The sequence below is a fragment of the Paenibacillus sp. FSL R7-0216 genome (assembly GCF_037969915.1).
Taxonomy (GTDB): domain Bacteria; phylum Bacillota; class Bacilli; order Paenibacillales; family Paenibacillaceae; genus Fontibacillus; species Fontibacillus rhizolycopersici.
This window is the reverse complement of record NZ_CP150222.1, coordinates 5,052,387-5,074,725: the sequence shown is the minus strand read 5'-3', so window position 1 is coordinate 5,074,725 and position 22,339 is coordinate 5,052,387. Positions and strand designations below refer to the sequence as shown.

Sequence of the window (22,339 nt, the reverse complement as noted above, 5' to 3'; positions counted from 1 at the left end):
CCCCCAAAAGAATATAAGGTGAAGGGGGTGAATGCAATGAACAAGAACGTAAAGATATTGGTTGTTGAGGATGATAATGAAATTAATCAATTATTGTGCGAAGTGATTGCGGGTAGCGGCTATGTTCCGCAACCGGTGTACTCTGGCACGGAAGCCCTGTTGTATTTGGAGAAGGAGCAGGAATGGAGCATGATTTTGCTCGATTTGATGATTCCGGGCCTGAGTGGCGAAGAGCTTCTTCAGCAATTAGGACCGGAACGACGGCTTCCTGTGATTATTATCTCTGCCAAGGGGGAGCAGCAAACGAAGGTTTCTGCCTTACGCATGGGAGCGGATGACTACATCACGAAACCGTTTGACGTTGAAGAAGTAGCTGCAAGGATCGACATTCATCTTGGCAGATATAGACGAGTCGCGGCACCCGATCCGATCCGTCAATTGACGTATAAAGACATCCGTCTGGACGTAGATGCGAAGAAGGTGACGGTGAACGGTACCGATGTTATTTTAACCGCGAGGGAATTTGCCATGCTGGAACTCTTGATGACCCATCCGAAGAAAATATATACGAAACCGAATTTGTTTGAAGCGGTATGGGGAGAGGCTTACTTGGGCGATGACAATACCCTAACCGTACATATGAGTAATTTAAGAAAAAAATTGGCCCAAGCTAACCCGGAGGCCGAATATATTGAAACCATCTGGGGGATGGGGTATCGATTGAAAGGGTGAATTAATAGTTTCTTAAGGTTTCGGTTAATCTTCTATTAGGATCTTGTGGTTAGAATGAACATCATCAGATCAGATAGGAGAATGTGTTATGAACAAGTTTCTAATTGCAGCGATGACCCTCGCACTCCTCGCATCACTACTTTATTCCCCTCCATCCGTCCATGCTGCGCCTGTCCTCGACAAGGACGCGATAGACGACTATGTTCAACGTTATTTGGAACGGAACGGACTGCCAGGTGCATCGGTTGTTATGGTTAAGGATGGCGAGATCCTCTACGCGCAAGGCTACGGACATGATTCCGAAGGAAGCCCAATAACGGAGCACTCATTGATGAGGATCGGTTCTGTATCCAAGTCTTTCACCGCATTTGCGGTGTTGCAGCTCGTGGATGAAGGATCGGTCAAGTTGGATGATCCTATCATCCGATATTTGCCCGAGTTAACCATGGAGGACGAGAGGTTTGGGCAAATCACGATACGCCAACTGCTCAGCCATACCTCTGGGATTCCCAGCCCAACCATTGTGCCTAAGGCAGACACCTTGGAGAAGGGAGTTAAGCGTGTGCAGCAGTGGAAGCTTCAATCCAATCCGGGGGAACGACATTCCTATAGTAATGCGAATTATTGGATCTTAGCCTGGCTGGTTGAGAAAGTAAGCGGCATGAAGTTCGCTGCGTATCTGGACACGAGGGTATTCTCTCCGCTCGGCATGAACGACTCGCGCTCTCCAGTGAATTCGGGGGATGCGGTGCCTGGGCTGCCACGCGGGTATGTCACGGCCTACGGAACGGCCATCCCCATATCCGAGATGGAGCAAATGTTTACGGGATCCGGGAGTATCGTGACTACGGCGGTTGATATGGGAAAGTGGCTCTCTATGCACACCCATGACGGAGTAAGCCCCTCGGGAGAAAAATTGTTGTCTTCCTCTTTACTAAAGGAGTCGTATTCCCCGCAGCCCGGAAGCGAACATTACGGCCTAGGCTGGTCGATCAGTTCTTCGGAGGTTACGCCGCAGCGTGTCCAGCATAGCGGAGCTTTATCCAGCTATCAGGCTCAACAAAGCATCCTGCCTGGCAGCGGCTACGCCGTCGCCGTCATGCTGAACAGCTTCACAACGACCTTTGAGCATGCCTACGAGATGAGCGCAGGAATTATCCGGCTGACCGAGGGACAAGCAGCACCGAACAAGGCACCTGTGCCTACGATGATTGATTTATCACTTGGCGTTCTTACCTTGCTGTATCTCATTTTGGGAATCCGGGGGATATTGCGCAGTAAAAAGTGGTCCGATCAACGCCGGCATCATTCGGCCTGGCGATACGGGTTGCGATTCATTCCTCAGCTGATTCCGCTTGTGGGAATTGGATGGCTCCTGTTTGTCGTACCGCAGTTGCAGGACAATAGCTCGACGATTTTGGACGTGTTTCGATTATGGCCGGCTTTGGCGATTCTGCTAGGGATTAGCTTCTTGTTCGCGGTATGCCTTACAGGGATGAGGGTGTATTACCGGCTACGGCTTAAAGGGGGCAAATCCTAGTGGAACAGGCTGTTCTGACAACCCATGATTTAACGAAGAAGTACAAGGAACAGACCGCACTGGATCAGGTGAATTTAATCGTGGAAAAGGGAGATATCTACGGGTTTATCGGGCAGAACGGGGCGGGCAAAAGCACGCTGCTGCGAATTGTGACTGCATTGGCCCGGCCAACGAGCGGATCCGTCACCTTGTTCGGGGAAACCAGCGAGGCAGGGTTGATTGAAGCCCGGAAGCGCATAGGGGCGATCATTGAAAGCCCGGCCCTATTTCCGGATATGACGGCTCGCGATCATCTTGAATATTATCGTTTGCTCCGCGGTATCCCGGGCAAGGCATGTATCTCGAAGGCGCTGGCCCTTGTCGGACTGGAGGATACGGGGAAGAAAAAGGCCAGGAACTTTTCACTCGGCATGAAGCAGCGCTTGGGCTTGGCCATCGCCTTGCTTGGCGATCCTGAGCTGCTGATTCTCGACGAACCTACGAATGGTCTTGACCCTGGAGGTATCGTGGAACTTAGAGAGCTGGTCAAAAAGCTGAATCGCGAGTTGGGGTTGACGATTCTGATCTCCAGCCATATCTTGAGCGAGCTTCATCAGATGGCAACGAAGTATGGCATTATCCATAAAGGTAGACTGCTGGAACAAATTACCCATGAAGAATTAAATGAGAAATGCAAGAAACATCTTCGCATCCGGGTCGACGATGTCAGCAAAGCCGTTGCCATTCTCGAAATGGAACTTGGCACTCGGGATTATGAGGTTCTGCAGGACGGTACGATTAAGCTCTACAGCTTCTACCACGATGTCAAGAGGGTATCTCTGGCTCTAACCCACAACAACCTAGTGATTGAGCATTTTGCGCCAGGCGGGGATGATTTGGAGAGCTATTATACCAAACGAGTGGGGGGGGAACTTCATGATTAATTTATTGCGTGCGGAGCTGTTCAAGCTCAGCAGAAATAAAGTATTTTGGACGCTGACCCTTATCGTAACGGTTGTCTTTGCCCTCTTGCATTATCTAATCACCGTCGGGTGGTGGAAGATGAGTACCCCGTTTACGGATGCGGGTCTGGAGATATTCTCTTCGCTAGCGCTTGCAACTACCCCGTTCTACTTCATGCTGTACTTGAGCACGCTCGCCGGATTTTTCGTGGCGAACGATTTTACGATCGGTGTCGTCAAGAACATCGTCATGAGCGGGAATTATAGAAGGCATATTTTTGCGGCCAAGCTAATTATACTCTCACTCGGATCCGTATTCTTAGCTGTGGTTTGTCCGCTCTTGATCATCATTGGCGGGAAGCTATTATTCGGATTTGGGTCAATAACGGATCCGTCGTCTTTAGGGTATCTGGCAAGATCGATGGGTTTGTTCCTCCTTCATCTGCTTGCCCTCACGGCCTTATTGATGCTGATCGCCTTGCTTGCGGAGGATAGCGGGAAAACCATTATTATTTCCGTCGTCATCGCCGTTTTGAGCTCCATAGCAGAAGTTCTGAGGCCGTTACCGGGCGTTCTGGAGACAATCTATCAGTATACGATATTCCACCATCTGATCGACTCCTTCCGGTTTGGGATGCCCATCGTCGATGGGGTCCGGTCTTTGTCGGTTGGACTCGGCAGCATGGTCATTCTGGCGTGCTGCGGAAGTCTCGTGTTTAAGAGGAAAGAGATGAAGTAAAGATGGCGAGGAGGGAGAAAATGATCTATATCGCGATCGTAGCAGTTCTGCTTATGTTCATTGTTCTCCTTCGCCTTGTGATGATCAAGAAGGAAATCAGACGCTTATCACGTCAAGTCGAACGCTACCATCAAGGCCTAAGCGGGAAGAAGGTCGATATTGCGCTGCTGGACAAGGATTTCGAACAACTTGCGGAAAGTATCAATCAATTGATTGACCTATCGGTTCAATCGAACAGGGATCGAATCCGAAGCGATCGCGAATTGAGACAAGCGATCGCGAATATGTCCCATGATTTAAGGACTCCGCTTACTTCAATCATCGGGTATGCCAAGTTATTGGGGGCCAGTACCGTCGTAGAGGATAAACGCCGGGAATATACGTCCATGATCCAGAACGCTGCGAATCGTCTGCATACTTTACTCCATGATTTCTTCGATTTGTCTCTTGTGCAATCTTCCGATTATCAGCTTCAACTAGAGCCGATGCCTCTAAATGGATTGTTGTGGGAAGTCCTGACCGGGTTCTATGATCAATTTAACGAGAGGCAGCTTCAGCCCGATCTGCAAATCGCGGAGGATCCCCTGATGGCTAATGTAGATGCGTCAGCGGTTAAACGCGTATTCGAAAACTTAATCAGCAACGTGATCCGGCATGCGACCGGGGAGGTATCGATTAGCCTGAAGGGCGAGGGGAATCAAATCGTGCTCATCTTCAAGAATAAGGCAGCGCACTTGACCGGGCAGGACATCGACAGGCTGTTCGACCGATTCTACACGGCGGATCGATCAAGAGCAAGCCGGACAACAGGCTTGGGCTTATCCATTGCCCAAAGTCTCATGTTGAAGATGAACGGGCGGCTGACCGCGGAGCTCCATAACGGGTACGTAGAGATGAGATGCGAGTGGACGGTTCAAGAAAGCTGAAAAATATCGCCGTCCTTGATCCTACAGGGGATCGGACGGCGATAGGTGTTTCGTCTTCAATGTTACATACGTGGTCGAATCACCATTTCATTCACATCGACGGTTGCCGGCTGTTCGATGGCATAAGCGATCCCGCGGGCAATGGTGGAAGCGGGAAGCGCTTTATCGTGTCACAAATCATGAGGCCTCCTCGTCTTGAGTTCAGCTTGAAGATAAGGGAGGCCCTTTTTATGGAAAAATGGGATGTTACAGTGATCGGCGGCGGGTTAGCTGGTTTGACGACGGCGGCCTTTTTGGCAAAACAGGGTTTGCGGACCTTGGTTCTGGAACAGAGTTCGAGATGGGGAGGACGTGCATCAACCGATGAGAAAGACGGCTGCTTGTTTAATATGGGCCCGCACGCGCTTTATAGCCGGGGGCAAGGACTTCAAATTCTGCAAGAGCTCGGACTTGATCCTGACGGGAACGAAGCGGTTCTTGGCGGCCGTCTTGTTACACCAAACGGGATTCATGCTCTGCCGGTATCGGCTCGGGAACTGTTGAAGACCACCGTATTCTCCTTTCGAGAGAAATTGGAGTTCGCTCGGGTGTTGACGAAAGTCTCGAGGGCCACTCTGCCGGGAGAATGCATGCATTTATCCTTGGAAGAGTGGGTCAACCAAATCACAAGCCAGGAGACCGTAAGAGAGTTTCTGTACTGCCTGTTTCGGCTCGGAACTTATTCGAACGCGCCGTCGCGGGTGAGCGCGGGAGCCTGCCTTCGGCAATTTCAGATCAGCAAGGGCGGGGTCCGGTATCTGCATGGAGGATGGCAAGCGATGATCGACTCCCTCACGGCCTTGACCCAATCGGCTGGAGCTGTCTTGCGTACCGGACAAAAAGTCACTAGCATTACCGGAGCTCATCCCGCTATGAGAATCCACCTCGCGGACCACACGGAAGTCGAAACCCAATCTATCGTCGCAGCGCTTGACCCCCAGGTGACCCATCAACTGACGGGAAAGGTGCCGAATTCGCATCTGGCCGCTCTTTGTGAAAGATTGATTCCTGTACGGGGGGCGGCTCTCGATCTTGCGTTACGCAGATTACCCGATCCTAATATCAACTTCGCGCTCCATCTCGACCAACCGTATTATTTCTCTAACCATTCCAACGTTGCCAGATTAACGAGAGATGACCGGCATGTCGTTCTGCACCTCTATAAATATACAAGTCCGGACGATAACCCCAATGCCGAGCGCGACCGGAAGGAGCTCGAGGAATTTCTTGACCTGCTCCAACCGGGATGGAGAAAAGAGCTGATAACCTCCCGCTATCTTCCGCGGATCCCCGTTACCTACGGCCTCCAAACGGTGGAACGGGCTTGCTCCAACGGGGAGGAAACCCTCGTGTCGGATATCCCGGGCCTATATCTAGCGGGCGACTGGACTGCGGGTGACGCCATGTTGTCTGATGCCGCCATTGTCAGCGGGAAGGCAGCGGCTGAACACATCCTGCATAGGAAAATGTCATTGGCGACACCGCCCCCTCCTTCGTCTATACTGAAAATGGAAGCTAGTAAAGAGCGACACTAATCACGTTTTCAGGAACTAGGGGGGAACCAGGATCGACACGAACGACCTTTACATCGAATACAGGCCACTTCTGTTTTCGCTGGCTTATCGAATGCTTGGCACCGTCATGGATGCAGAAGATACCGTGCAGGAGACCTTTGCTTCGTATGCGGGATTGAAAGAGGTAAGCGCCATTCGCAATCCTCGGGCTTACCTCTGTAAAATGGTGACGAACCGATGTATCGATTTTTTGCGTTCTGCTAAGCAACGTCGTGAAGTCTACACGGGTCCTTGGTTGCCGGAGCCCGTCGTCTGGCGTAACGATAACGACGGGGCCGGTCATGACCCGATGCATGAGTTGCTAAGCCGCGATGATTTGACCATGGCTTACCTGTTCATGATGGAGACACTTACTCCGACAGAACGTGCAGTCTTGGTTTTACGTGAAGCCTTTCAGTATGATTATGGAGAGATCGCGAGCATCGTTGGCAAGACCGAAGCCAATTGCCGAAAAATACATTCCCGAGCGAAGCAAAAAGTTCAACCGGAGGCTGCCGATCGCCGCGTCGACTACGAGAAGGATCAGACGGTGTTAAATCGTTTTATCTCAGCCCTTTCCATGGGCGACACGAACACGTTGCTTCAGTTGCTTACCTATGATGCGACCTTGCTCTCCGATGGTGGCGGGAAAGTCTTGGCCGCGGTTAATCCGATTGTTACTTCGGCCCGTGTGATCGCCTTTTTACAAGGCATCGTCCGCAATTCCCCCTCGAACAGCACGATCGATGTGGTCACCATTAACGGTCAACCGGGGCTTCTGTTAAAAGTCGAAGATCATGTGGTCGGCACCGTATCATTCGAACGAGAAGGTGAACGGATTCGGAGAATATTCATGGTCCGGAACCCGGACAAATTGCTACGAATCAACCCTTGATACGTAAGTCAAAAGGCGGGAACGGGGAGAGTCCCTATCCTGCCTTTTTCGCATGTGGCTATCGAATTTACCTAGTGTACTAATGCTTCCAGTTCCGGCTGCAATTTATTTCGCAGCGCATACAGCATGAGGGCTCCAACAAGGAACGCGGCGGCATCCGCGATGACTAGTGACCAGACCACGCCGTGGAAGCCGTTCATTTGATTGGCGATATAAAGTACGGGAATCAGTGTGACGCCTTGAATCACCGACATGATCAAGGCGGCGGCTCCTTGTGCGGTTGCTTGGAAGATCCCTGTAAACAAGGAGGTCGTTCCAGAGATGAATAAGGATAAGAACGTGACATGCAGGATGTAGCTGCCCATTTCGATTAGGAGCGGATCATTCGTGAATAAGCCGATCAAGTGGTCGGAAATCAGAAAGACGATGACGCCGAACAAGACCGCTAACACGCCAATGGATTTGATCGTAAATCCGATGGTTTGTTTCATTCTTAATCGATTCGCTGTGAATGTAAAGGCAATCAACGGCACGACTCCCTCGCATAACCCCATCAGAATAAACTCCGGAAACTGCAGCAAACGCGATGAAATCCCGTAAGCCGCTACAGCTTGATCCCCATATTCAACGAGAAAATGGTTGAAGATCAGCGACATCGCACCCAAGAAGACACTCATAATAAAGACGGGAATTCCGATTTTGAGCACATTGCTGAGAATTTCCTTGTTCACCTTGAACCAGTTGAAGGAGACGGTTAAGAATTGGCTCCTAACCCCCATATGGAAGGCGTAGAAAGCACTCGCGACCAGGTTGGAAACAACCGTAGCCGACGCCACGCCGATGACCCCCCAATGGAAAACGAAAATGACCAGCGCATCAAGCACAATATTTACGACAACACTCAGTATCATCCCCACCATCGACGTGATGGCCGCCCCTTCTGAACGTACGATGTTCTCCAGCGTGAAGAAGAGGATAACGAAGGGGGAACCGATAAGCATCATCAAGACATAGTCCTTCGTGAAGCCGAAGGCGTCAGGCGTTGCCCCTAAGCCATGGACGATCGAGTCGATCAACGGGAGGCCCGCGGCAATGACGATCAGACCGAGAACGAGGCTGCTGTAAAAAGCGAAGGAAGAAACATGCTTCACATCTTCATATTTTTTCTCGCCGAGCAAACGGGAGATGAAGGTGCCCCCGCCTATACCGATCAAGTTGCCTAACGACATGATGACGGCGAATAAGGGCAAGGTTAACGCGAGCGCGGTTAACATTGCGGTATTACCTAGTGTGCCAAGGAAATAGGCATTGAGGATGGAGTAAATCACGCTCATTGACGTACCTAACATCATTGGAACGGCAAAGTGAGCTACGGCTTTGGCGATGGGGGCCTTCTCAAAGTAATGGAGGTTCTCTGCATCCATGTGGATCACCACTTTCTCTTTTTTTGATCAATCTAACACTGTTAGTTTGAACCTTACAGTGTTAGATGATATCATGGACCTAATCGAACTGTAAAGCATAAACTTACACTGTTAGATAAAAGGGCGGATTTTAATGAAAAAGCAGCAGCCTCAAGTTTCCGAGGATCGAATTTTAGAAGCTTCATGGGGACTTTTGGGAGATGAAGGGATTGAGAAGTTCAGCTTGAGACGATTGGCCGACCGGCTGGGGATTCAAGCTCCTTCTCTTTACTGGTATTTCAAGAATAAGCAGGACCTCTACCAGCGTCTGGCCAACCAGGTATCCAAAATCATCCTGGAGGAGTTTCATTCCGAGGGGGACTGGAAGGAGCAACTGACGGAGCTTGCGGTAACGGTGCGGAATGTCTTGAGCCGGTATCCGTGCTCCACGCAACTGATGATGATGACGCTGCCCCACGAACCGGATATTATCCGGTTCAATAACCGAATGCTGCTCTGCGTGGAATCGACGCCGCTGAAGCAAGAGCAGAAGCTGCAGGTTATTATCACGCTGGTGAACTACATCTACAACTTTGTTCTGGACGCCTATCAGCATGAGCGCAACGTCTCGGCGATCCTTAAGAATCAGGGGGAGCTTCCGGGCGAGGAGATGACCCGGCTTCTGGACTCTCTGAGTGAGGAGGAAGCAGGGCTGTTCCGCACGATGTTTAAGAACGAGCTGTTCGAGCTGATGGGGACGGATCGGGCGTTTGAGTTTGGGTTAAAGGTGATTTTGCTCGGGGTTGAGCAGGTGATGAAGGAGCAGGAGGAATAGAGGGGGAGAGCAACATCTCAAATTTCAAAGGTATTCGCTTTAAATGGCTTCTATTCCGGTGACGAGAGGTTTAGTACAATCGAATCCGTAGGCGCTGAAAACGCTTACCATTAATCGCTACGGATACGGAGGTCATCGAATGCAGAAGAACCCATTGTCCCATCGCATGGCAAGCAAAACCATCCAGCTTGTGGATGCGTCCGGAAATCCCGTCACAGGGAAGGAAGTCGCGATTCATCAGACCAACCATCAATTCCTGTTTGGCTGCGGGATTTTTGACGTCATTCAGGTTGCCAATCGAAACGTGCCGGAGGATCGGCTTGCTTATTTGGAGCAGAAGCTGGACTTATTCCTAGATGTGTTTAACTTTGCAACGTTGCCTTTTTACTGGGGGATGTTTGAGCCGGAGCAAAGCAAGCCGCGGACGAAAGAGCTGCAGGCGGCTGCACGGTGGTTGAAGAAACGGAATATTGCCGTTAAAGGTCATCCGCTCTGCTGGCATACCGTCACAGCGCCATGGCTGCTCGATTTAAACAATGAGGACATCTTGAAAGCGCAGTTTGCCCGAATTGAGCGGGACGTAGCCGACTTCAAAGGCTTAATTGAGATGTGGGATGTCATCAATGAAGTGGTGATCATGCCGATTTTCGATAAGTACGATAATGGGATCACGAGAATCAGTAAAGATTTGGGCCGTGTTGGGATCATTAAAGAGATGTTTGCGAAAACGCGGGAATCCAATCCGGGTGCTACGTTATTGTTAAACGACTTCAATACCTCGATCAACTACGAGATCCTGATTGATGGATGTTTAAGCGCGGGAATTCCGATCGACGCCATCGGCATCCAGTCGCACCAGCATCAAGGGTACTGGGGACGCGAGAAGCTGGAGGAAGTGCTGGAGCGCTTCTCCCACTTTGGCCTTCCGATTCACTTTACCGAAAATACGTTGACTTCCGGACATCTGATGCCGGCGGATATCGAAGATCTGAACGACTATCAGATTCCGGAGTGGCCATCCACCCCGGAATTCGAAGATCGGCAGGCCAGAGAGGTCGAAGAAATGTACTCGATTCTGTTTCAACACCCTTTGGTCGAGGCGATTACTGCCTGGAATTTCAGCGATGAAGGGGCCTGGCTTGGCGCACCCGCCGGTTTGGTCAGAACAGACAACACCCCGAAACCTGCCTACGACGTGCTGAAGCAACGGATTAAAGGCGACTGGTCTACCCAAGTAACCGCGCGTACCGATGAGAGCGGGAAGGTCTCCTTCGAGGGATTCCTTGGAGAGTATGAGCTGGCTTGCGCAGGCACAAAAGTTACCTTTAAAATAGAGAAAGAGGGTGAACCCGAACCGCTCATCCTCAATTGACACAAACATCAAGAAGAGGCCATCCTGTCTAAGGGTGGCTTAACTTTTTTCAATAAGAAGCCTTATTTCACTCTCTTCTTAACTGTTCCATCCGGCCTCCTCTCTGCTGCAATCCTTCCATGATTTCGGCTGGCGCCTTTCTAAATGTCATATCCTCACCCAGGAACAACAGCCATTGGATCATATCCGATAACTCTTCCACTTGATTCACTTGGACAACCATCTTTAGCATGGCGGTGGTTTGATAGGGATTAGTATAGGAAATGAATGCTTTTAAGGGGTGGTACTTTTTGTATTGAGCTATGGCTTGGGGACCCAGCTCCAGGATCAGGTTGAATTCTTCCTCGTGCTGGCTAAGCATCTCCAGAATCTTCTTCCGACTGACTCTCTTCTTAGGGGAGTAGGTCTCGACATGGGTGAGCTGGTCAACGGCGAACAACTTTTTCTTCTCATCCTGCAAATCAAAAACTTCCATCAGCCAGAGACTTTTTTCGTGATAAAGATGCAAGAGATAGACAGGATAAGAGTTACGTTCCTTCTCTTCCTCCACGGTAATCCATAAATAACTGTCGAGAAGCAGGTTTTGGATCAGTTTCTCCAACATGGGGTGAGGGAGGTCCGAGAGCTCTAGCAGATCAGGATTATGCGGGTTGGTGCCCTCAAACAGCAGAATTTCATCCAAGAGCAAAAGATCGTCCTGCTGATTCTTGGAGATCAGCCCCAGCAGTTTTTCGGCTAAGGATTGGCGGCTCTTGAGATAGGGAAGCTGTGCATTTCTTGTGGCCATGAAGGCAATGAACAGGGCTTTAACTTCCGTATCGGTAAAACGAACGACGGGGAGGATCGAGTTATGCATCACCGAATAGCCGCCATCCCTTCCAACTTCGGCAACCAGCGGCATCCCTAAGGCTTCGATTTCCCGAATGTCTCGGACTGCGGTCGATCGGGAGATGTCGAATTCCCGCATGATCTCGGAGATGGTGAAGTGCGACCGGTTGTTGATATACCGCATGAGGGTGTTGATCCGTTCAACTTTTTTCATCAGGGCTCCTAAACAGGTTCATTTTTTGACATGGTTTAAAGTTATGATAAACCCATCAAGAACAGAAAACAAATTAAAAGAAGGTAGGTATGAAACATGACGAATTATCTCTTGGAAGAAAAGGACAGCTTCACCGTATTTGGACTTGGCACGGAGTTGAAAAGTAATTATACGGACTATGTCGGCATCAATCAGGAAAAATCAAACTTCTGGCAAGCCGTGAACGAGGATGGAAGACTGGATCAGCTGAAGGCGATCGCCGAAAACGAGTACGTATTTGTCGTGAATGAAGCGGTAAACAACAAGATGATGCATTACGCCGGCGTGTTGAGCCATGAAGTGTTGCCGGCCTCGGAAGGCTCCCGGGTCATTCAATTCCCGAAAGGGGAGTACTTGATTGTGAAAGGGGAAGGGACGACAGCCGATGAATTAAGCAACCAGCTGGCGGGGATCGCCTTTGGTCAAGTCTTGCCGGAAGTCAATCAAGTCGCCTATGTTGGAGGGCCAAACGCCACGGTATTGATGGGGCAAGAGAACGACCGCGTCGTGGGAGAAATGTGGATTCCCGTTGTTCGAAAATAGAGAAGAGGAGGAGGGGCAAGCATGTCCTATATCGTTGATTTCAAAAATGTATCTACCGTCGGTTTGGAATCCTCTCCTGTAGCAGAGGCGCTAGCCGGGCTGCGAGCCAACGAAGCGCGTTATTTCATGAACAAATATAAGCATGAGTTTACGGTTGAACCGGCCAGCGAAAGCCAGGAAACCCTGGACTACGTGAACCGGGTATTAAAGGAAGAACGCGGCATCGAGTTTGCCGCCAAACCGTTAGAAACGTCGCTATTCCAAGTGGAGAACATCCGGTGGGCCTTTGTCTTCTATGAGGATGGCCTTGGGGTTAACGTCCTGTATACCTTGGACGATCCCAAGAAGCGGGCCGTCGGGTTTAAGCTGTCCGAAGGGATGGAGGTCCCGAAAGAGCTGGAGGAGAAGAAGTTTAAGTTTGCCCGGCAGAAGTCCAAATTGGCCGGAACAATCCGGGGCTCGTTCTTCGTGATTAAAGGCGAGTATTGAAACGATGATGTTACCCTGAACGTAGATACTTGAGAAAAACAGGGCCCCCGGCTGAGGGGGCCCTGTTTTTACGTTTGATTGTGAAATGAGGTTTTTCATGTATAGTGAGAATAAGTGATCGTATAGCTGGACAAAGGAGGTACTAGCACGATGAAGATTATCGTTTTTGGAGCTACAGGCGGTGTAGGTCTGTCCGTGGTAGAGCAAGGGCTTAAGGAAGGGTTCGAAATCACAGCGTTTGTAAGGAATCCAGCAAAGTTAACCCTCGCGGATGAGAACTTACACGTTGTTCAGGGGAATGCCCTGAATCAAGAGGAGGTGTCTGCCGCGATTGCGGGTCATGATGCGGTTGTGTCCTGTTTAGGCTCTAGTCAGGGAATGAAGAAATCTACCGAACTTCAAGAAATGGTGAAATGTATAGTTCAGGGGATGCAGGAGCATCAGGTGAAGAGAATCATCTATACCGCATCCGCAGGGATCCACCAGGAAGTGCCCGGCATTAGCGGGAAGCTGGTCATGACCATGTTGAAAAATCCTCTTGCAGATCATCGGGTTGCCGTCGATTGTATTCAAGCACATGATTTGGACTACACCATTGTTAGACCGATGGGGCTAACGGATCAACCCTTTACAGGAAAGTACAGAGAGTCGGCGACGGGCGTACCCGAGAAATCAAGGTCCATACCCCGTGCCGACGTCGCACACTTTATCGTAAAAGCGCTAAAAGATCCTCGCTATAACCATAAGTCAATTGGACTTGCCACATAAAGATTCTAACCACGTCCCAGCGCTAGCTATGACTTACTCGTGGATACCAAAAACACCGAGGAGATCCTCGGTGTTTTTGGTCGATCGCCTGTTGCTGAACATTGGCCATTATTTTATAGAAACCGTCTTATTACGTACGGGCTTGAAAAAAGACAGCAGGTAAACCACTAAGCCGACCGCACCAATCCCCAAAATGATGTTAAAGGATTCACCGGTATAGAAGCCGCTGCCGAAGTAGAAAATTTCACGCAAGCCGTCACCCGCAAAACGAATCGGAATCCATGGACGAACGAAGGTGACGAAGAAATCGGGAATCATTTCTTTTGGCATCATAATCACGCCCATTCCCAGAAGCATCACAACCATGAATAAAGTAATGGCAGGCTTCCCAATCCAGGCGGTCACAGCGGATACCAACAGGAAGAAACAGAAGGCAGCAAAGGATACAAACGATCCAACCAGGAAGTAGCTAGGCATATTCACGCCGGCGATTGAGCCTAAGGTAGCCACCGTAAATCCGGAGAACAAGGCAATAATCACGCCAAACAGAATCTGGCTGCCCATTACACGCACGGATTGTCTAGGAGTGAGTCTTTCCTTCTTAGCCATTTTGGATGTTGCCAAGAAGAGGATGAAACCGCCGATCAACGCTCCTACCCAAGCAGGCATCGCCATCAAAATGGGAGCACTGCCATTTGCCGTAGCCGAAGTCACTGCATTAAATACCTTCTCCTCCGGGACGATCGGGTTGACGATTACAGAGGCTTGGCTTGCATCAATTTTCTGATCATTCATTTGATTCAAGAAGCCAGCGGAGTATTGTTTGCTTATTTGTCCGATTAAAGCATTTAATGCAGACTTCGCATAATTCGCGCCTGTCATGTTGAAACCCTGGTTTACGTAGATCTTCAATGTAGCTGCGGCGTTGTTGGTGACGGCGTTTTGTACGGCGTCGTTATAACCCTCAGGTACCACTAAGGCTGCATAATACTGCTTATCTTTAAACAAATCCTCAATGTTCTCTTCCTTCTCCGTGGAAAAGGCAACGACAGGATCTTCGCCGTTGATCCCTTGACTCATTTGTTCGACAGCTGCCCTTACAGCATCGACATGTGCACCCTCATCATTCACAATAAGTGCAACGGGAAGGTTCGTAGCTTTGGGATCTCCTTGAACGAATAAATTGACGGAGAATAGAGCGATAATTAAAATAACGGCGATTGGAGCGGCCCAGGCGAGTTTTTCTTTAAATAATTTCAATAGATGTCACCCTTTCTAAGTAATCAACAAGTTGTTTAGTGGCACTCCGATATCTTATAATTTTATAGTTGCACAAGCAATGAACAGATTTGCTGAAGTTGTTGGATTTGAAGAAGAGGGTGGACTTTGACATGAGTATCTATGAGGAGAAGAAACAAAAAACAAAGCAGCTGATCCAAACGACGTTTATGAACCTCCTGGCGGAAAAATCGTTCGACTCCATTACAATTGGGGATATTACGAAGAAGGCCGAAATCAATCGAGGGACCTTTTATTTGCATTACTTAGATAAGTTCGATTTGCTGGATCAAATGGAGGAGCAGTTATTTTCGGAGTTGGGAACGCATATTGATAAGCTGCAATCTCATTATTTGTCGGCCCCTACCTTTGAAAGAGAGCAGGAGCAATTAGCGATTGCCTTGTTTAGCTTTATTGAAATCCATGCCCCCCTTTTAAAAGCTTTTCTTAGCGATCATGGCCGGGCCGGTTTTCATATTCGCTTCAAGAACGCCTTTTCGGAAAAGGTGCGTCTGAATCTGGAACAGCATAGAAGTTTTTATGAAACGTTAACGGTTCCTAAAGATTACTTTATCTCTTTTATCACCTCGGCTTTTTTAGGGCTAGTGGAACAGTGGATTCAAAATGAATTGGACAAAACCCCTGACGAGATGACGGCTTGCTATATCGAAATCATAACCTTTATTCAAGGGAAATAAAAAAGGACCAGGGCCCCGTTTAGGGAGCCCTGGTTTTGTGAGTCTTTTGGCAAGATCGAGAGGTTACTCCGGCGTACCTTGCGTAACTCCGTGAACATAAGTTTGCCATGGGGTGTCGAGCGCCCCTTGCCCAGGGTTATAGGTGAAGAAGTACTCGACGGTATCCCCTTGGCTCAGGTTGTTGACCGCGTAGGTATAGTTACCGTTTCCCACCGAGGTCATGGCTACGTTCAATTGACCACCGTTATTGACCTTATAGTGCAGATCAGCGAAGGTAGCACCGTTGACGTAGAACAACAGGTTATCGCCGGTCTTCTTCAATCCCTTCACTTGATCGCCGATCACGACGGTGGAGGGGGTGCCGGGATCTCCGGGGTTTTGACCGCCGCCGTTGCCGTTATCCTTATAGACACGTACATAATCGACCTGCATCGTTGCCGGAATATCGCCTGGGCTTGGAGCTATGCCGCCGTCGAAGTTTCCGCCAATCGCCAGGTTCATGATGAGATAGAAGGCCTGGTCGAAAGGAGCATTCGGATTGTTTGGCGCCGCCGCGGAATACCATTGATCCCGAGTGGCCTTAAAGAAGAACTTGCCGTCTACATACCATTTGATGTTGTCCTCTTCCCACACAACGGAATACACGTGGAAGTCATTTGCGATGGTTTGCCCGGAAGGGAAATGGTATTCGCCCGAAAGATGCGTATTGGCTGGCCATTGTCCGCCGAAGTGGATGGCTCCGGAAGTCATGCCGGGCAGGCGTCCTCGGGCTTCCATCACGTCGATTTCGCCGGAAGCGGCCCAGGTGCCGTAGGTTTGATCCTGCGGCAGCATCCAAAGGGCCGGCCAAATGCCGTTCCCCGTAGGCAGCTTCGCGCGGAAATCAACCCTGCCGTATTTGAGAGCAAAATGGTCCTTGGTGTTAATCTTGCCGGAAGAGTACGGTGCGGTCCGGCCGGGATCCTGCGGGAAGGATTTGGGATCGTTCAGGGCCCGGATATTCAACTTCCCGTCCTGGACGAAAACATTTTGCGGACTATTCGTGTAATGCTGCAGCTCCGCGTTGCCCCAACCCCAGGTACCAGGATCGTTATTAAGATAGTACCCCTGCTCGTAATTCCATTTTCCCGTATCCAGCCCAGATCCGATGAATTCGTCCTGCCAGATCAGCGTCAGGCCAGAGATAGCCGGATCGGTTGGCGAACTGAGTGGAATATCTTCATGATCGGCATCATCTGGCCGCGGTGCATCCGGATTTCCGATGAACGAGTAGGTGATGAAGTTGTTGCCGATGTTCCCGCCCTTTTGCCCGTTCAGGGGATATCCGATGCGGATTTGCATGTCTTGATGGATGGGTTGGAACCATAACCCATAGATGTGGTCGGCCCAGTACCCCCATTGGTTTGCGCTGGATAGGTTATTATAACCGCTTGCGGAATAAACGAACCCGCTTAGGCCGGAGTCCGCCAAATCGACCCATTGACCATTAAGGTTGATTTGGTAGACGAAATTCCCCAGTTCGGTGGCGATCGGGGCGCTGCCGTCGATTTTAGGCAGAGGCAGACCGATGGCACCGCTTACATCTGCGGTGAAAGTCGTTCCCTCAAAGGGAGTAAGGATATACGAGTTTCTGACGGGCTCATTAAAGTTGATCGTATATACGATGTTCACCAATGAGGTTTTCGATTCCAATTTGACGTTAATCGACTCCGTCACGTTAAACCAGTAGCCGCCGCCTCCATCGGTAAATTGGCCGAAGTTCTGGTCATAAATCCAGCCGCTGGCCGCATTGTTATCGATATCGATCCAAACGCTGCTGTTTACCGGCTTGACGTATACCTTTAAATCATCGGCTACCGCCGCATATGGAATGGCCGGATCGTTATTGAAGACGGGATAAGTGAAGCCGGCCCCGCCCGTCGTCCCTGCGGTGAGAACCGGGCCTTGCGTCGGCGTCATTGCCGTAATGGTGGTTTTGTTGATGTTTTGAAAGACGAGGTTGTATCCGAGCGTTACTCCGTTGGCTTTCGAATACAGCTGAACCTCCGTCGTCGCGGAAAGGGTGAACCAATAGCCGTTGAAACCGCCGTCACTCCAGTGACCCCAGTTCTGGTTGTAGACAAAGCTGCCGACACTGTCGATATCGATCCAATTGCCGTTTACTTTCACCTTGACGCCCAAATCCTGGGCAACCTCGCTCCAGGTGGCCGAGCCTCCATTAAAAATCGGCATCACAAAGCCGTAACTGGCTTGCCCGACACCCGATTTGGTGATCACCGGACCGTCTGCCGCCGAGAAGTAGCTCATCGAGGTAATCGTCGTCCCGGCTGCCTGAGCTTTAGGCGTTGGCAACAGACCGACGCCAGCGGCTAGAACGACCGCCAGGAATAAGCCGAACACCTTGCGAACCAGCAGCCTTTCCGTCAGTTGAGAACGTTTCATAAATACCCTCCCTTTATTATCATCATTCTCCCAACCTACGCTATCATAGGAAAATACTTACATAGGAGAACGCTTACATTCTATCAATCCGGGCATTTGATGGATAGGTTCCATATTTCGGGTGAGGTGCCACTTTTTTTAGGGAAGCAAGAAAAATTCGCGGGGTCGCCAGTTCAAAGGCCGAACAAAAAAGCCCAGGGAACGAAATTCCCTGAGCTTGGTGTATGCCTATTTTTACAAAGACCTTATTCAACATCATAACAAATCGCCAAGAAACAGTCTATACTTTTTTTTCCAAACGTCTTATGCTAATCGGGCAAGAATTAGTAGGGGGAGTGCTCGGATGAACGATATGAATGATTTGCTGCAGGGGAAGCTTGGGGATTGGACGGAACGCATCTTCGGAACGGGATATCGCCCGGAAGAGGCGAACCAGATGCACGGCGGAGCCCAGAAGGCAGTATACACGGTGCGTTGCTCGAATGGCTTTCGCTTTGTGCTGTATGTATGGGATGTTAGGATGAATTATTTTCGCGAAGAATTGGAGCAGAAGGAGGCTGCCGAAGCGATATCCGGTTATGGGGGCGAGCCATTTCGAACGGTGAACGAATTTATGGAGAAGCTGCAGGTTCGCACGCCGAAGCTGTATCACTTTGAGTCGGGAGCTACCACGGGCGATGCGGACTTCGCCTTTGTCGAGTACGTGGATGGAAGGGAGGCTTCGGATTTCTTTCAGGCTGACGCCAAGATTCAGGGGCGAATCTTTGAACCGCTCGCGGACATGCTGAACCGATTGCATCGGCAAACCAGAACGTACTGGGGAAAACTGCAGGAGCCGTTGGCGCAGTCGGCTTCCGGATGCCATTTACCCATGTTGGCACAGGCTCGCCGCGAATTGGCGTATTTAGCCGAGAATGTACCGGTGTTCCGGAACCGTCACGACAGGTTCGTCGAGGTCATCGAAGGATTGGCCGGAAAAATTCAACCAAGACCTACCTACAGTTTCATCCATGCGGAACTAGGACCCAACCATGTGCTCGTGGATCGAGAACTCCGGCCCTGGTTCATCGATATCGAGGGCGCCTTATTTTTCGACCCTGAATACGAGCATAGCTTCATGGAATTCCGGTTCGACAACTATGATCAGTACTTGAAGACCGGCGGACTGGACCCGCATCGGATGGCGTTCTATAAGCTCTACCATCATATCTCTTACAGTGCCGCTCCCTACCGGCTTCTCCAACGGGGATTTCCGGATGCGGAAACCGTGAAGGAAATCATGGAATTTAATGTACAAAGCGCCCTTCATTTTATTTAAAAAATGATATATTTGAGGGAGATTTTTGTTAATATGGAAATCAGAACGAAGAAAGAATGAAGTTTGCCGAGACGGAGGAATCGAATGCCGAAACCGGATACTTTGACGGTGATTGAACAGTATCAGTCGAGTCTGAAGGAATATACGTTAGAACAGCTGCGTTATAAAAGTGAAGAGAACGTTTGGTCGGTTGGGCAGATGTTCCACCACGTGATCGGCGTGGCGGAGGAATACCTCGGGTATATTCGGGCTTGCGCGTCTGCAACTGGGGGAGAGCAACCCGGAAGCAAGAGCGCTGACGGAACGAGGGCGTTTGAGGAGAAGATGTGGCCCAATGTCCGCGTGAAGCTAGAAGAACCGGTGAACGCCACCCGAAACCCCGAGAGCAAGGACGAACTTGCGGCCGGCTTTGAGCACATCCTTAAGGATTTGAAGGACTGGGCGGCTCGCGTGCAGGAAGTACATCCGGCATACAAGGTGCAGCATGGCTGGTTCGGCTGGTTGAATGCCCTGGAATGGTTCGAGCTGGTGGGCATGCATAGCCGGCATCATCTGCGCCAGAAGGCCGAGCTGGATCAACGGTTGGTTGAAGCAGGACTGCGCTAGATCAAGTCCATGAAATTCCTATTTTCCCCACCCAAAGGAGGCTTATATGAACGGGACCACCCTGGACCTGCAGTTATTGGAAAAAATGAAGCCGGAGCTCACCGCGTTCTGCTACCGAATGCTCGGATCGATCGATGACGCGGACGACGCGGTTCAGGAGATTTATATCCGCGTTTGGCAAAGCTGGAGCTCGTTCCGGCAGGAATCCTCGCATAAGACATGGATCTATCGAATCGCCTCCAATTTATGCCTGGATAAACTTAGACAGGCCAAACGCCGGGTGCTTCCCGTCGATCTGTCCGATCCGGCGGGTTCCATTAACGAACCCCGGGAGACGTTGCCCGATTCCTCATGGATCTGGCTGGCTCCCGATTTCGGGGAAAATCCCGAGGATGCGCTCATCCGCAAGGATACCCTGCAGCTCTGCTTCATCGCGCTCCTGCAGACCTTGCCGCCCCGCCAGCGAGCCGTATTGATTCTGAAGGATGTCTTCGACTGGTCCTCCAAACAGATTGCGGAGACGCTGGGGATGACGCCGGCGGCCGTGAACAGCGCGTTGCAGCGGGCCCGGGAAACCATGGACCGAACCCGGCTCCGTTCCGACGAGCTTAGTCGGATGGAAGGCGAGCCGGATCGCGAGCTGTTGTCGCGGTATGTGGAGGCCTTTGAGCAATTTGACGTCGACCGGCTGGTCGCGTTGTTTCACGAGGAAGGGTGCATGTCCATGCCGCCGTTCCCGATGTGGGTCCGCGGCAAAGAGGATCTGTCGAAGTTCTTCACGCTTACGCGTTGGCATTGCGAGGGTTCCCGGTTTTTGCCGGTCAAAATTAACGGCGGGTATCCGGCGCTTGCTCAGTATATGCCAAGCAAGGAGGGCTCCGGCCTGGTGCCTTGGGGGATTCATGTCCTTGAAACGAAAGAGGATCGCATCCTCCACGTCCAAAATTTCATTAACACGAAGTTATTTTCCCGATTGGGGCTGCCGGAGCGATTGGACCGATGAATTTCAAATTCGGGTTACGTCTATAGGAATGTAAAGTAAAAACAATCCTGTTGAAAGAGGTGCCTTTGAGAAATGGAAACGAACCAACCGACGAAAGTAACCGTTCAAGCGGTCATTCAAGCCCCTGTTGAAAAAGTATGGAGCGATTGGACGGAGCCGGAGCACATTACGAAGTGGAATCAAGCCTCCGACGATTGGCATGCGCCAAGAGCGGAGAACGATTTGCGGGCGGGCGGCACGTTCCTGACCCGGATGGAAGCGAAGGACGGCAGCATGGGTTTTGATTTTGGCGGAGTTTATGATGAAGTCAAAACGCATGAATTCATTTCCTACACCTTGGGAGATGGGAGACGGGTGGAGATCACCTTCGCCGCAGAAGGCCAAGGGACGAAGGTCGTTGAAACGTTTGATGCCGAAAGCACGCATCCGGTGGAATTTCAGCAAGCCGGCTGGCAAGCGATTATGGACAATTTCAAGATGTACGTGGAACAATCCTAAGAAACGGAAAGGGCGCCCAATGGGCGCCTTTTTTCGAATGGAATCAAGGAAGTATAGAATAATCGCGGAAAGCCCCCCAGCTTTCTTGTCTAGCAAACAGGGGATAGGAGGATACAAAGTTTACAATGACAGGGGTACGATCCAATTCGGGGTATACATCAAATAAGTACCTGTCCCCGTATCGAATGGCGGTGAATGCAAGGGGGAGTTCGCGTCGAAAAGTTTCGTAGCGCCTGGCTGATGCGCTTTGGTTATATTCACCTTGATCGATATATACTGACACCGCATAAATCAAGGAACCCCCGTCTAGGCGCCATTCGCCTAATACCTCATCTCTTATCGAATTGACTTTATCCCAAGCATACTCCAATCCAATCGTTAAAAATAACGCTCCCGTCGAATCCGAGTGAGTTAAGGTGTGACGCCGAGGCATTACCGGTTCCGTAGAAGTGATGCCGTCTCTGTAACAAACAAACAGTTTATCCGGGTTGAAATGGCCCAAGAAACTCTCTCCCTTATTCGCTTTATTATCGTTTATGTCGGTCTCCACGGATTCATTCGTCGATTCTGGAGCACGACAAAAAACTCCAATAGACGTATTTGTCTGTTGGAGCTACACTAGGGTAGGCGACAAAGAATA

22 protein-coding genes and 1 pseudogene are annotated in these 22,339 nt (G+C 50.3%); 17 read left to right on the top strand and 6 right to left on the bottom strand.

Annotated features, from left to right (window positions below; genetic code table 11):
* Positions 1-36 precede the first annotated feature (36 nt).
* From MKZ15_RS23385 to MKZ15_RS23365, 5 genes are all read left to right on the top strand, one after another.
* Positions 37-732 carry a response regulator transcription factor gene (locus MKZ15_RS23385; protein WP_339818625.1) on the top strand — a complete coding sequence of 232 codons (696 nt, stop codon included), beginning with the start codon at positions 37-39 and terminating at the stop codon, positions 730-732.
* An 88-nt stretch (positions 733-820) separates the two neighbouring features.
* Positions 821-2,272 (top strand): serine hydrolase domain-containing protein, encoded by a 1,452-nt coding sequence (locus MKZ15_RS23380; protein ID WP_339818624.1) that lies wholly within the window; start codon positions 821-823, stop codon positions 2,270-2,272.
* Positions 2,272-3,195, top strand: coding sequence for an ABC transporter ATP-binding protein (locus MKZ15_RS23375; RefSeq protein WP_193417516.1), 924 nt, complete (start codon positions 2,272-2,274; stop codon positions 3,193-3,195). The genes MKZ15_RS23380 and MKZ15_RS23375 overlap by 1 nt, the downstream gene beginning before the upstream one ends.
* Entirely contained in the window at positions 3,188-3,952 is a 765-nt protein-coding gene (locus tag MKZ15_RS23370; RefSeq protein WP_193417515.1) for an ABC transporter permease, read from the top strand. The genes MKZ15_RS23375 and MKZ15_RS23370 overlap by 8 nt, the downstream gene beginning before the upstream one ends.
* A gap of 20 nt (positions 3,953-3,972) precedes the next feature.
* Positions 3,973-4,878, top strand: coding sequence for a HAMP domain-containing sensor histidine kinase (locus tag MKZ15_RS23365; RefSeq protein WP_339818622.1), 906 nt, complete (start codon positions 3,973-3,975; stop codon positions 4,876-4,878).
* Positions 4,879-4,940: 62 nt separating this feature from the next.
* On the opposite strand, the pseudogene MKZ15_RS23360 reads toward MKZ15_RS23365, so the two are convergent.
* A pseudogene (locus tag MKZ15_RS23360) lies at positions 4,941-5,042 on the bottom strand (oxidoreductase); the annotation flags it as partial.
* Between the two features lie 66 nt (positions 5,043-5,108).
* Between MKZ15_RS23360 and MKZ15_RS23355 the strand changes: the two are divergent.
* Positions 5,109-6,452, top strand: coding sequence for an NAD(P)/FAD-dependent oxidoreductase (locus MKZ15_RS23355; RefSeq protein WP_339818619.1), 1,344 nt, complete (start codon positions 5,109-5,111; stop codon positions 6,450-6,452).
* A 31-nt stretch (positions 6,453-6,483) separates the two neighbouring features.
* Entirely contained in the window at positions 6,484-7,365 is an 882-nt protein-coding gene (locus tag MKZ15_RS23350; protein ID WP_213622536.1) for an RNA polymerase sigma-70 factor, read from the top strand.
* 71 nt (positions 7,366-7,436) lie between these two features.
* On the opposite strand, the gene MKZ15_RS23345 is transcribed toward MKZ15_RS23350, so the two are convergent.
* Positions 7,437-8,789 carry an MATE family efflux transporter gene (locus MKZ15_RS23345; RefSeq protein WP_339818616.1) on the bottom strand — a complete coding sequence of 451 codons (1,353 nt, stop codon included), beginning with the start codon at positions 8,787-8,789 and terminating at the stop codon, positions 7,437-7,439.
* A 133-nt stretch (positions 8,790-8,922) separates the two neighbouring features.
* On the opposite strand from MKZ15_RS23345, the gene MKZ15_RS23340 reads away from it, so the two are divergent.
* Positions 8,923-9,603 (top strand): TetR/AcrR family transcriptional regulator C-terminal domain-containing protein, encoded by a 681-nt coding sequence (locus MKZ15_RS23340; protein WP_155604638.1) that lies wholly within the window; start codon positions 8,923-8,925, stop codon positions 9,601-9,603.
* A 139-nt stretch (positions 9,604-9,742) separates the two neighbouring features.
* On the top strand, positions 9,743-10,975 hold the full coding sequence (locus tag MKZ15_RS23335) for an endo-1,4-beta-xylanase (protein WP_339818611.1): 1,233 nt from the start codon (positions 9,743-9,745) through the stop codon (positions 10,973-10,975).
* Positions 10,976-11,042: 67 nt separating this feature from the next.
* Here MKZ15_RS23335 and MKZ15_RS23330 read toward each other — a convergent pair whose 3' ends face one another.
* A complete protein-coding gene (locus MKZ15_RS23330) occupies positions 11,043-12,017 on the bottom strand; it encodes an HTH domain-containing protein (RefSeq protein ID WP_213622443.1) in 975 nt (324 codons plus the stop codon).
* Between the two features lie 96 nt (positions 12,018-12,113).
* Between MKZ15_RS23330 and MKZ15_RS23325 the strand changes: the two genes are divergently transcribed.
* The 3 genes from MKZ15_RS23325 to MKZ15_RS23315 all read left to right on the top strand — a co-directional run bounded on the left by MKZ15_RS23325 (position 12,114) and on the right by MKZ15_RS23315 (position 13,856).
* A complete protein-coding gene (locus MKZ15_RS23325) occupies positions 12,114-12,599 on the top strand; it encodes a GyrI-like domain-containing protein (RefSeq protein WP_155604641.1) in 486 nt (161 codons plus the stop codon).
* Between the two features lie 21 nt (positions 12,600-12,620).
* Entirely contained in the window at positions 12,621-13,088 is a 468-nt protein-coding gene (locus MKZ15_RS23320) for a phage tail protein (protein WP_155604642.1), read from the top strand.
* 150 nt (positions 13,089-13,238) lie between these two features.
* Entirely contained in the window at positions 13,239-13,856 is a 618-nt protein-coding gene (locus tag MKZ15_RS23315; protein WP_339818607.1) for an NAD(P)-binding oxidoreductase, read from the top strand.
* Positions 13,857-13,964: 108 nt separating this feature from the next.
* Here the strand turns inward: MKZ15_RS23315 and MKZ15_RS23310 are convergent, their stop codons facing one another.
* Positions 13,965-15,116: an ABC transporter permease gene (locus MKZ15_RS23310; protein WP_339818604.1), complete on the bottom strand. Its 1,152-nt coding sequence runs from the start codon at positions 15,114-15,116 to the stop codon at positions 13,965-13,967.
* 131 nt (positions 15,117-15,247) lie between these two features.
* Between MKZ15_RS23310 and MKZ15_RS23305 the strand changes: the two genes are divergently transcribed.
* Positions 15,248-15,832 (top strand): TetR/AcrR family transcriptional regulator C-terminal domain-containing protein, encoded by a 585-nt coding sequence (locus tag MKZ15_RS23305; RefSeq protein WP_339818602.1) that lies wholly within the window; start codon positions 15,248-15,250, stop codon positions 15,830-15,832.
* A gap of 63 nt (positions 15,833-15,895) precedes the next feature.
* Here MKZ15_RS23305 and MKZ15_RS23300 read toward each other — a convergent pair whose 3' ends face one another.
* Complete coding sequence (locus MKZ15_RS23300; protein ID WP_339818600.1) at positions 15,896-18,274, bottom strand: glycoside hydrolase family 16 protein; 2,379 nt, start codon at positions 18,272-18,274, stop codon at positions 15,896-15,898.
* A 343-nt stretch (positions 18,275-18,617) separates the two neighbouring features.
* On the opposite strand from MKZ15_RS23300, the gene MKZ15_RS23295 reads away from it, so the two are divergent.
* From MKZ15_RS23295 to MKZ15_RS23280, 4 genes are all read left to right on the top strand, one after another.
* Entirely contained in the window at positions 18,618-19,592 is a 975-nt protein-coding gene (locus tag MKZ15_RS23295) for a phosphotransferase (protein WP_339818597.1), read from the top strand.
* An 84-nt stretch (positions 19,593-19,676) separates the two neighbouring features.
* On the top strand, positions 19,677-20,198 hold the full coding sequence (locus MKZ15_RS23290; protein ID WP_339818594.1) for a DinB family protein: 522 nt from the start codon (positions 19,677-19,679) through the stop codon (positions 20,196-20,198).
* A gap of 46 nt (positions 20,199-20,244) precedes the next feature.
* Complete coding sequence (locus MKZ15_RS23285; RefSeq protein WP_213622437.1) at positions 20,245-21,201, top strand: sigma-70 family RNA polymerase sigma factor; 957 nt, start codon at positions 20,245-20,247, stop codon at positions 21,199-21,201.
* 72 nt (positions 21,202-21,273) lie between these two features.
* A complete protein-coding gene (locus tag MKZ15_RS23280; protein ID WP_339818589.1) occupies positions 21,274-21,699 on the top strand; it encodes an SRPBCC family protein in 426 nt (141 codons plus the stop codon).
* 43 nt (positions 21,700-21,742) lie between these two features.
* Here the strand turns inward: MKZ15_RS23280 and MKZ15_RS23275 are convergent, their stop codons facing one another.
* A complete protein-coding gene (locus tag MKZ15_RS23275; RefSeq protein WP_339818586.1) occupies positions 21,743-22,249 on the bottom strand; it encodes a staygreen family protein in 507 nt (168 codons plus the stop codon).
* Between the last annotated feature and the right edge of the window lie 90 nt (positions 22,250-22,339).

What these genes read in the sequence shown, in the direction of transcription:
- MKZ15_RS23295 (WP_339818597.1), top strand. Translation starts at nt 18,618, where the DNA reads ATGAACGATATGAATGATTTGCTGCAGGGGAAGCTTGGGGATTGGACG.
- MKZ15_RS23325 (WP_155604641.1), top strand. Translation starts at nt 12,114, where the DNA reads ATGACGAATTATCTCTTGGAAGAAAAGGACAGCTTCACCGTATTTGGA.
- MKZ15_RS23370 (WP_193417515.1), top strand. Translation starts at nt 3,188, where the DNA reads ATGATTAATTTATTGCGTGCGGAGCTGTTCAAGCTCAGCAGAAATAAA.
- MKZ15_RS23355 (WP_339818619.1), top strand. Translation starts at nt 5,109, where the DNA reads ATGGAAAAATGGGATGTTACAGTGATCGGCGGCGGGTTAGCTGGTTTG.
- MKZ15_RS23280 (WP_339818589.1), top strand. Translation starts at nt 21,274, where the DNA reads ATGGAAACGAACCAACCGACGAAAGTAACCGTTCAAGCGGTCATTCAA.
- MKZ15_RS23365 (WP_339818622.1), top strand. Translation starts at nt 3,973, where the DNA reads ATGATCTATATCGCGATCGTAGCAGTTCTGCTTATGTTCATTGTTCTC.
- MKZ15_RS23335 (WP_339818611.1), top strand. Translation starts at nt 9,743, where the DNA reads ATGCAGAAGAACCCATTGTCCCATCGCATGGCAAGCAAAACCATCCAG.
- MKZ15_RS23290 (WP_339818594.1), top strand. Translation starts at nt 19,677, where the DNA reads ATGCCGAAACCGGATACTTTGACGGTGATTGAACAGTATCAGTCGAGT.
- MKZ15_RS23385 (WP_339818625.1), top strand. Translation starts at nt 37, where the DNA reads ATGAACAAGAACGTAAAGATATTGGTTGTTGAGGATGATAATGAAATT.
- MKZ15_RS23345 (WP_339818616.1), bottom strand. Translation starts at nt 8,789, where the DNA reads ATGGATGCAGAGAACCTCCATTACTTTGAGAAGGCCCCCATCGCCAAA.
- MKZ15_RS23300 (WP_339818600.1), bottom strand. Translation starts at nt 18,274, where the DNA reads ATGAAACGTTCTCAACTGACGGAAAGGCTGCTGGTTCGCAAGGTGTTC.
- MKZ15_RS23320 (WP_155604642.1), top strand. Translation starts at nt 12,621, where the DNA reads ATGTCCTATATCGTTGATTTCAAAAATGTATCTACCGTCGGTTTGGAA.
- MKZ15_RS23330 (WP_213622443.1), bottom strand. Translation starts at nt 12,017, where the DNA reads ATGAAAAAAGTTGAACGGATCAACACCCTCATGCGGTATATCAACAAC.
- MKZ15_RS23315 (WP_339818607.1), top strand. Translation starts at nt 13,239, where the DNA reads ATGAAGATTATCGTTTTTGGAGCTACAGGCGGTGTAGGTCTGTCCGTG.
- MKZ15_RS23285 (WP_213622437.1), top strand. Translation starts at nt 20,245, where the DNA reads ATGAACGGGACCACCCTGGACCTGCAGTTATTGGAAAAAATGAAGCCG.
- MKZ15_RS23380 (WP_339818624.1), top strand. Translation starts at nt 821, where the DNA reads ATGAACAAGTTTCTAATTGCAGCGATGACCCTCGCACTCCTCGCATCA.
- MKZ15_RS23305 (WP_339818602.1), top strand. Translation starts at nt 15,248, where the DNA reads ATGAGTATCTATGAGGAGAAGAAACAAAAAACAAAGCAGCTGATCCAA.
- MKZ15_RS23340 (WP_155604638.1), top strand. Translation starts at nt 8,923, where the DNA reads ATGAAAAAGCAGCAGCCTCAAGTTTCCGAGGATCGAATTTTAGAAGCT.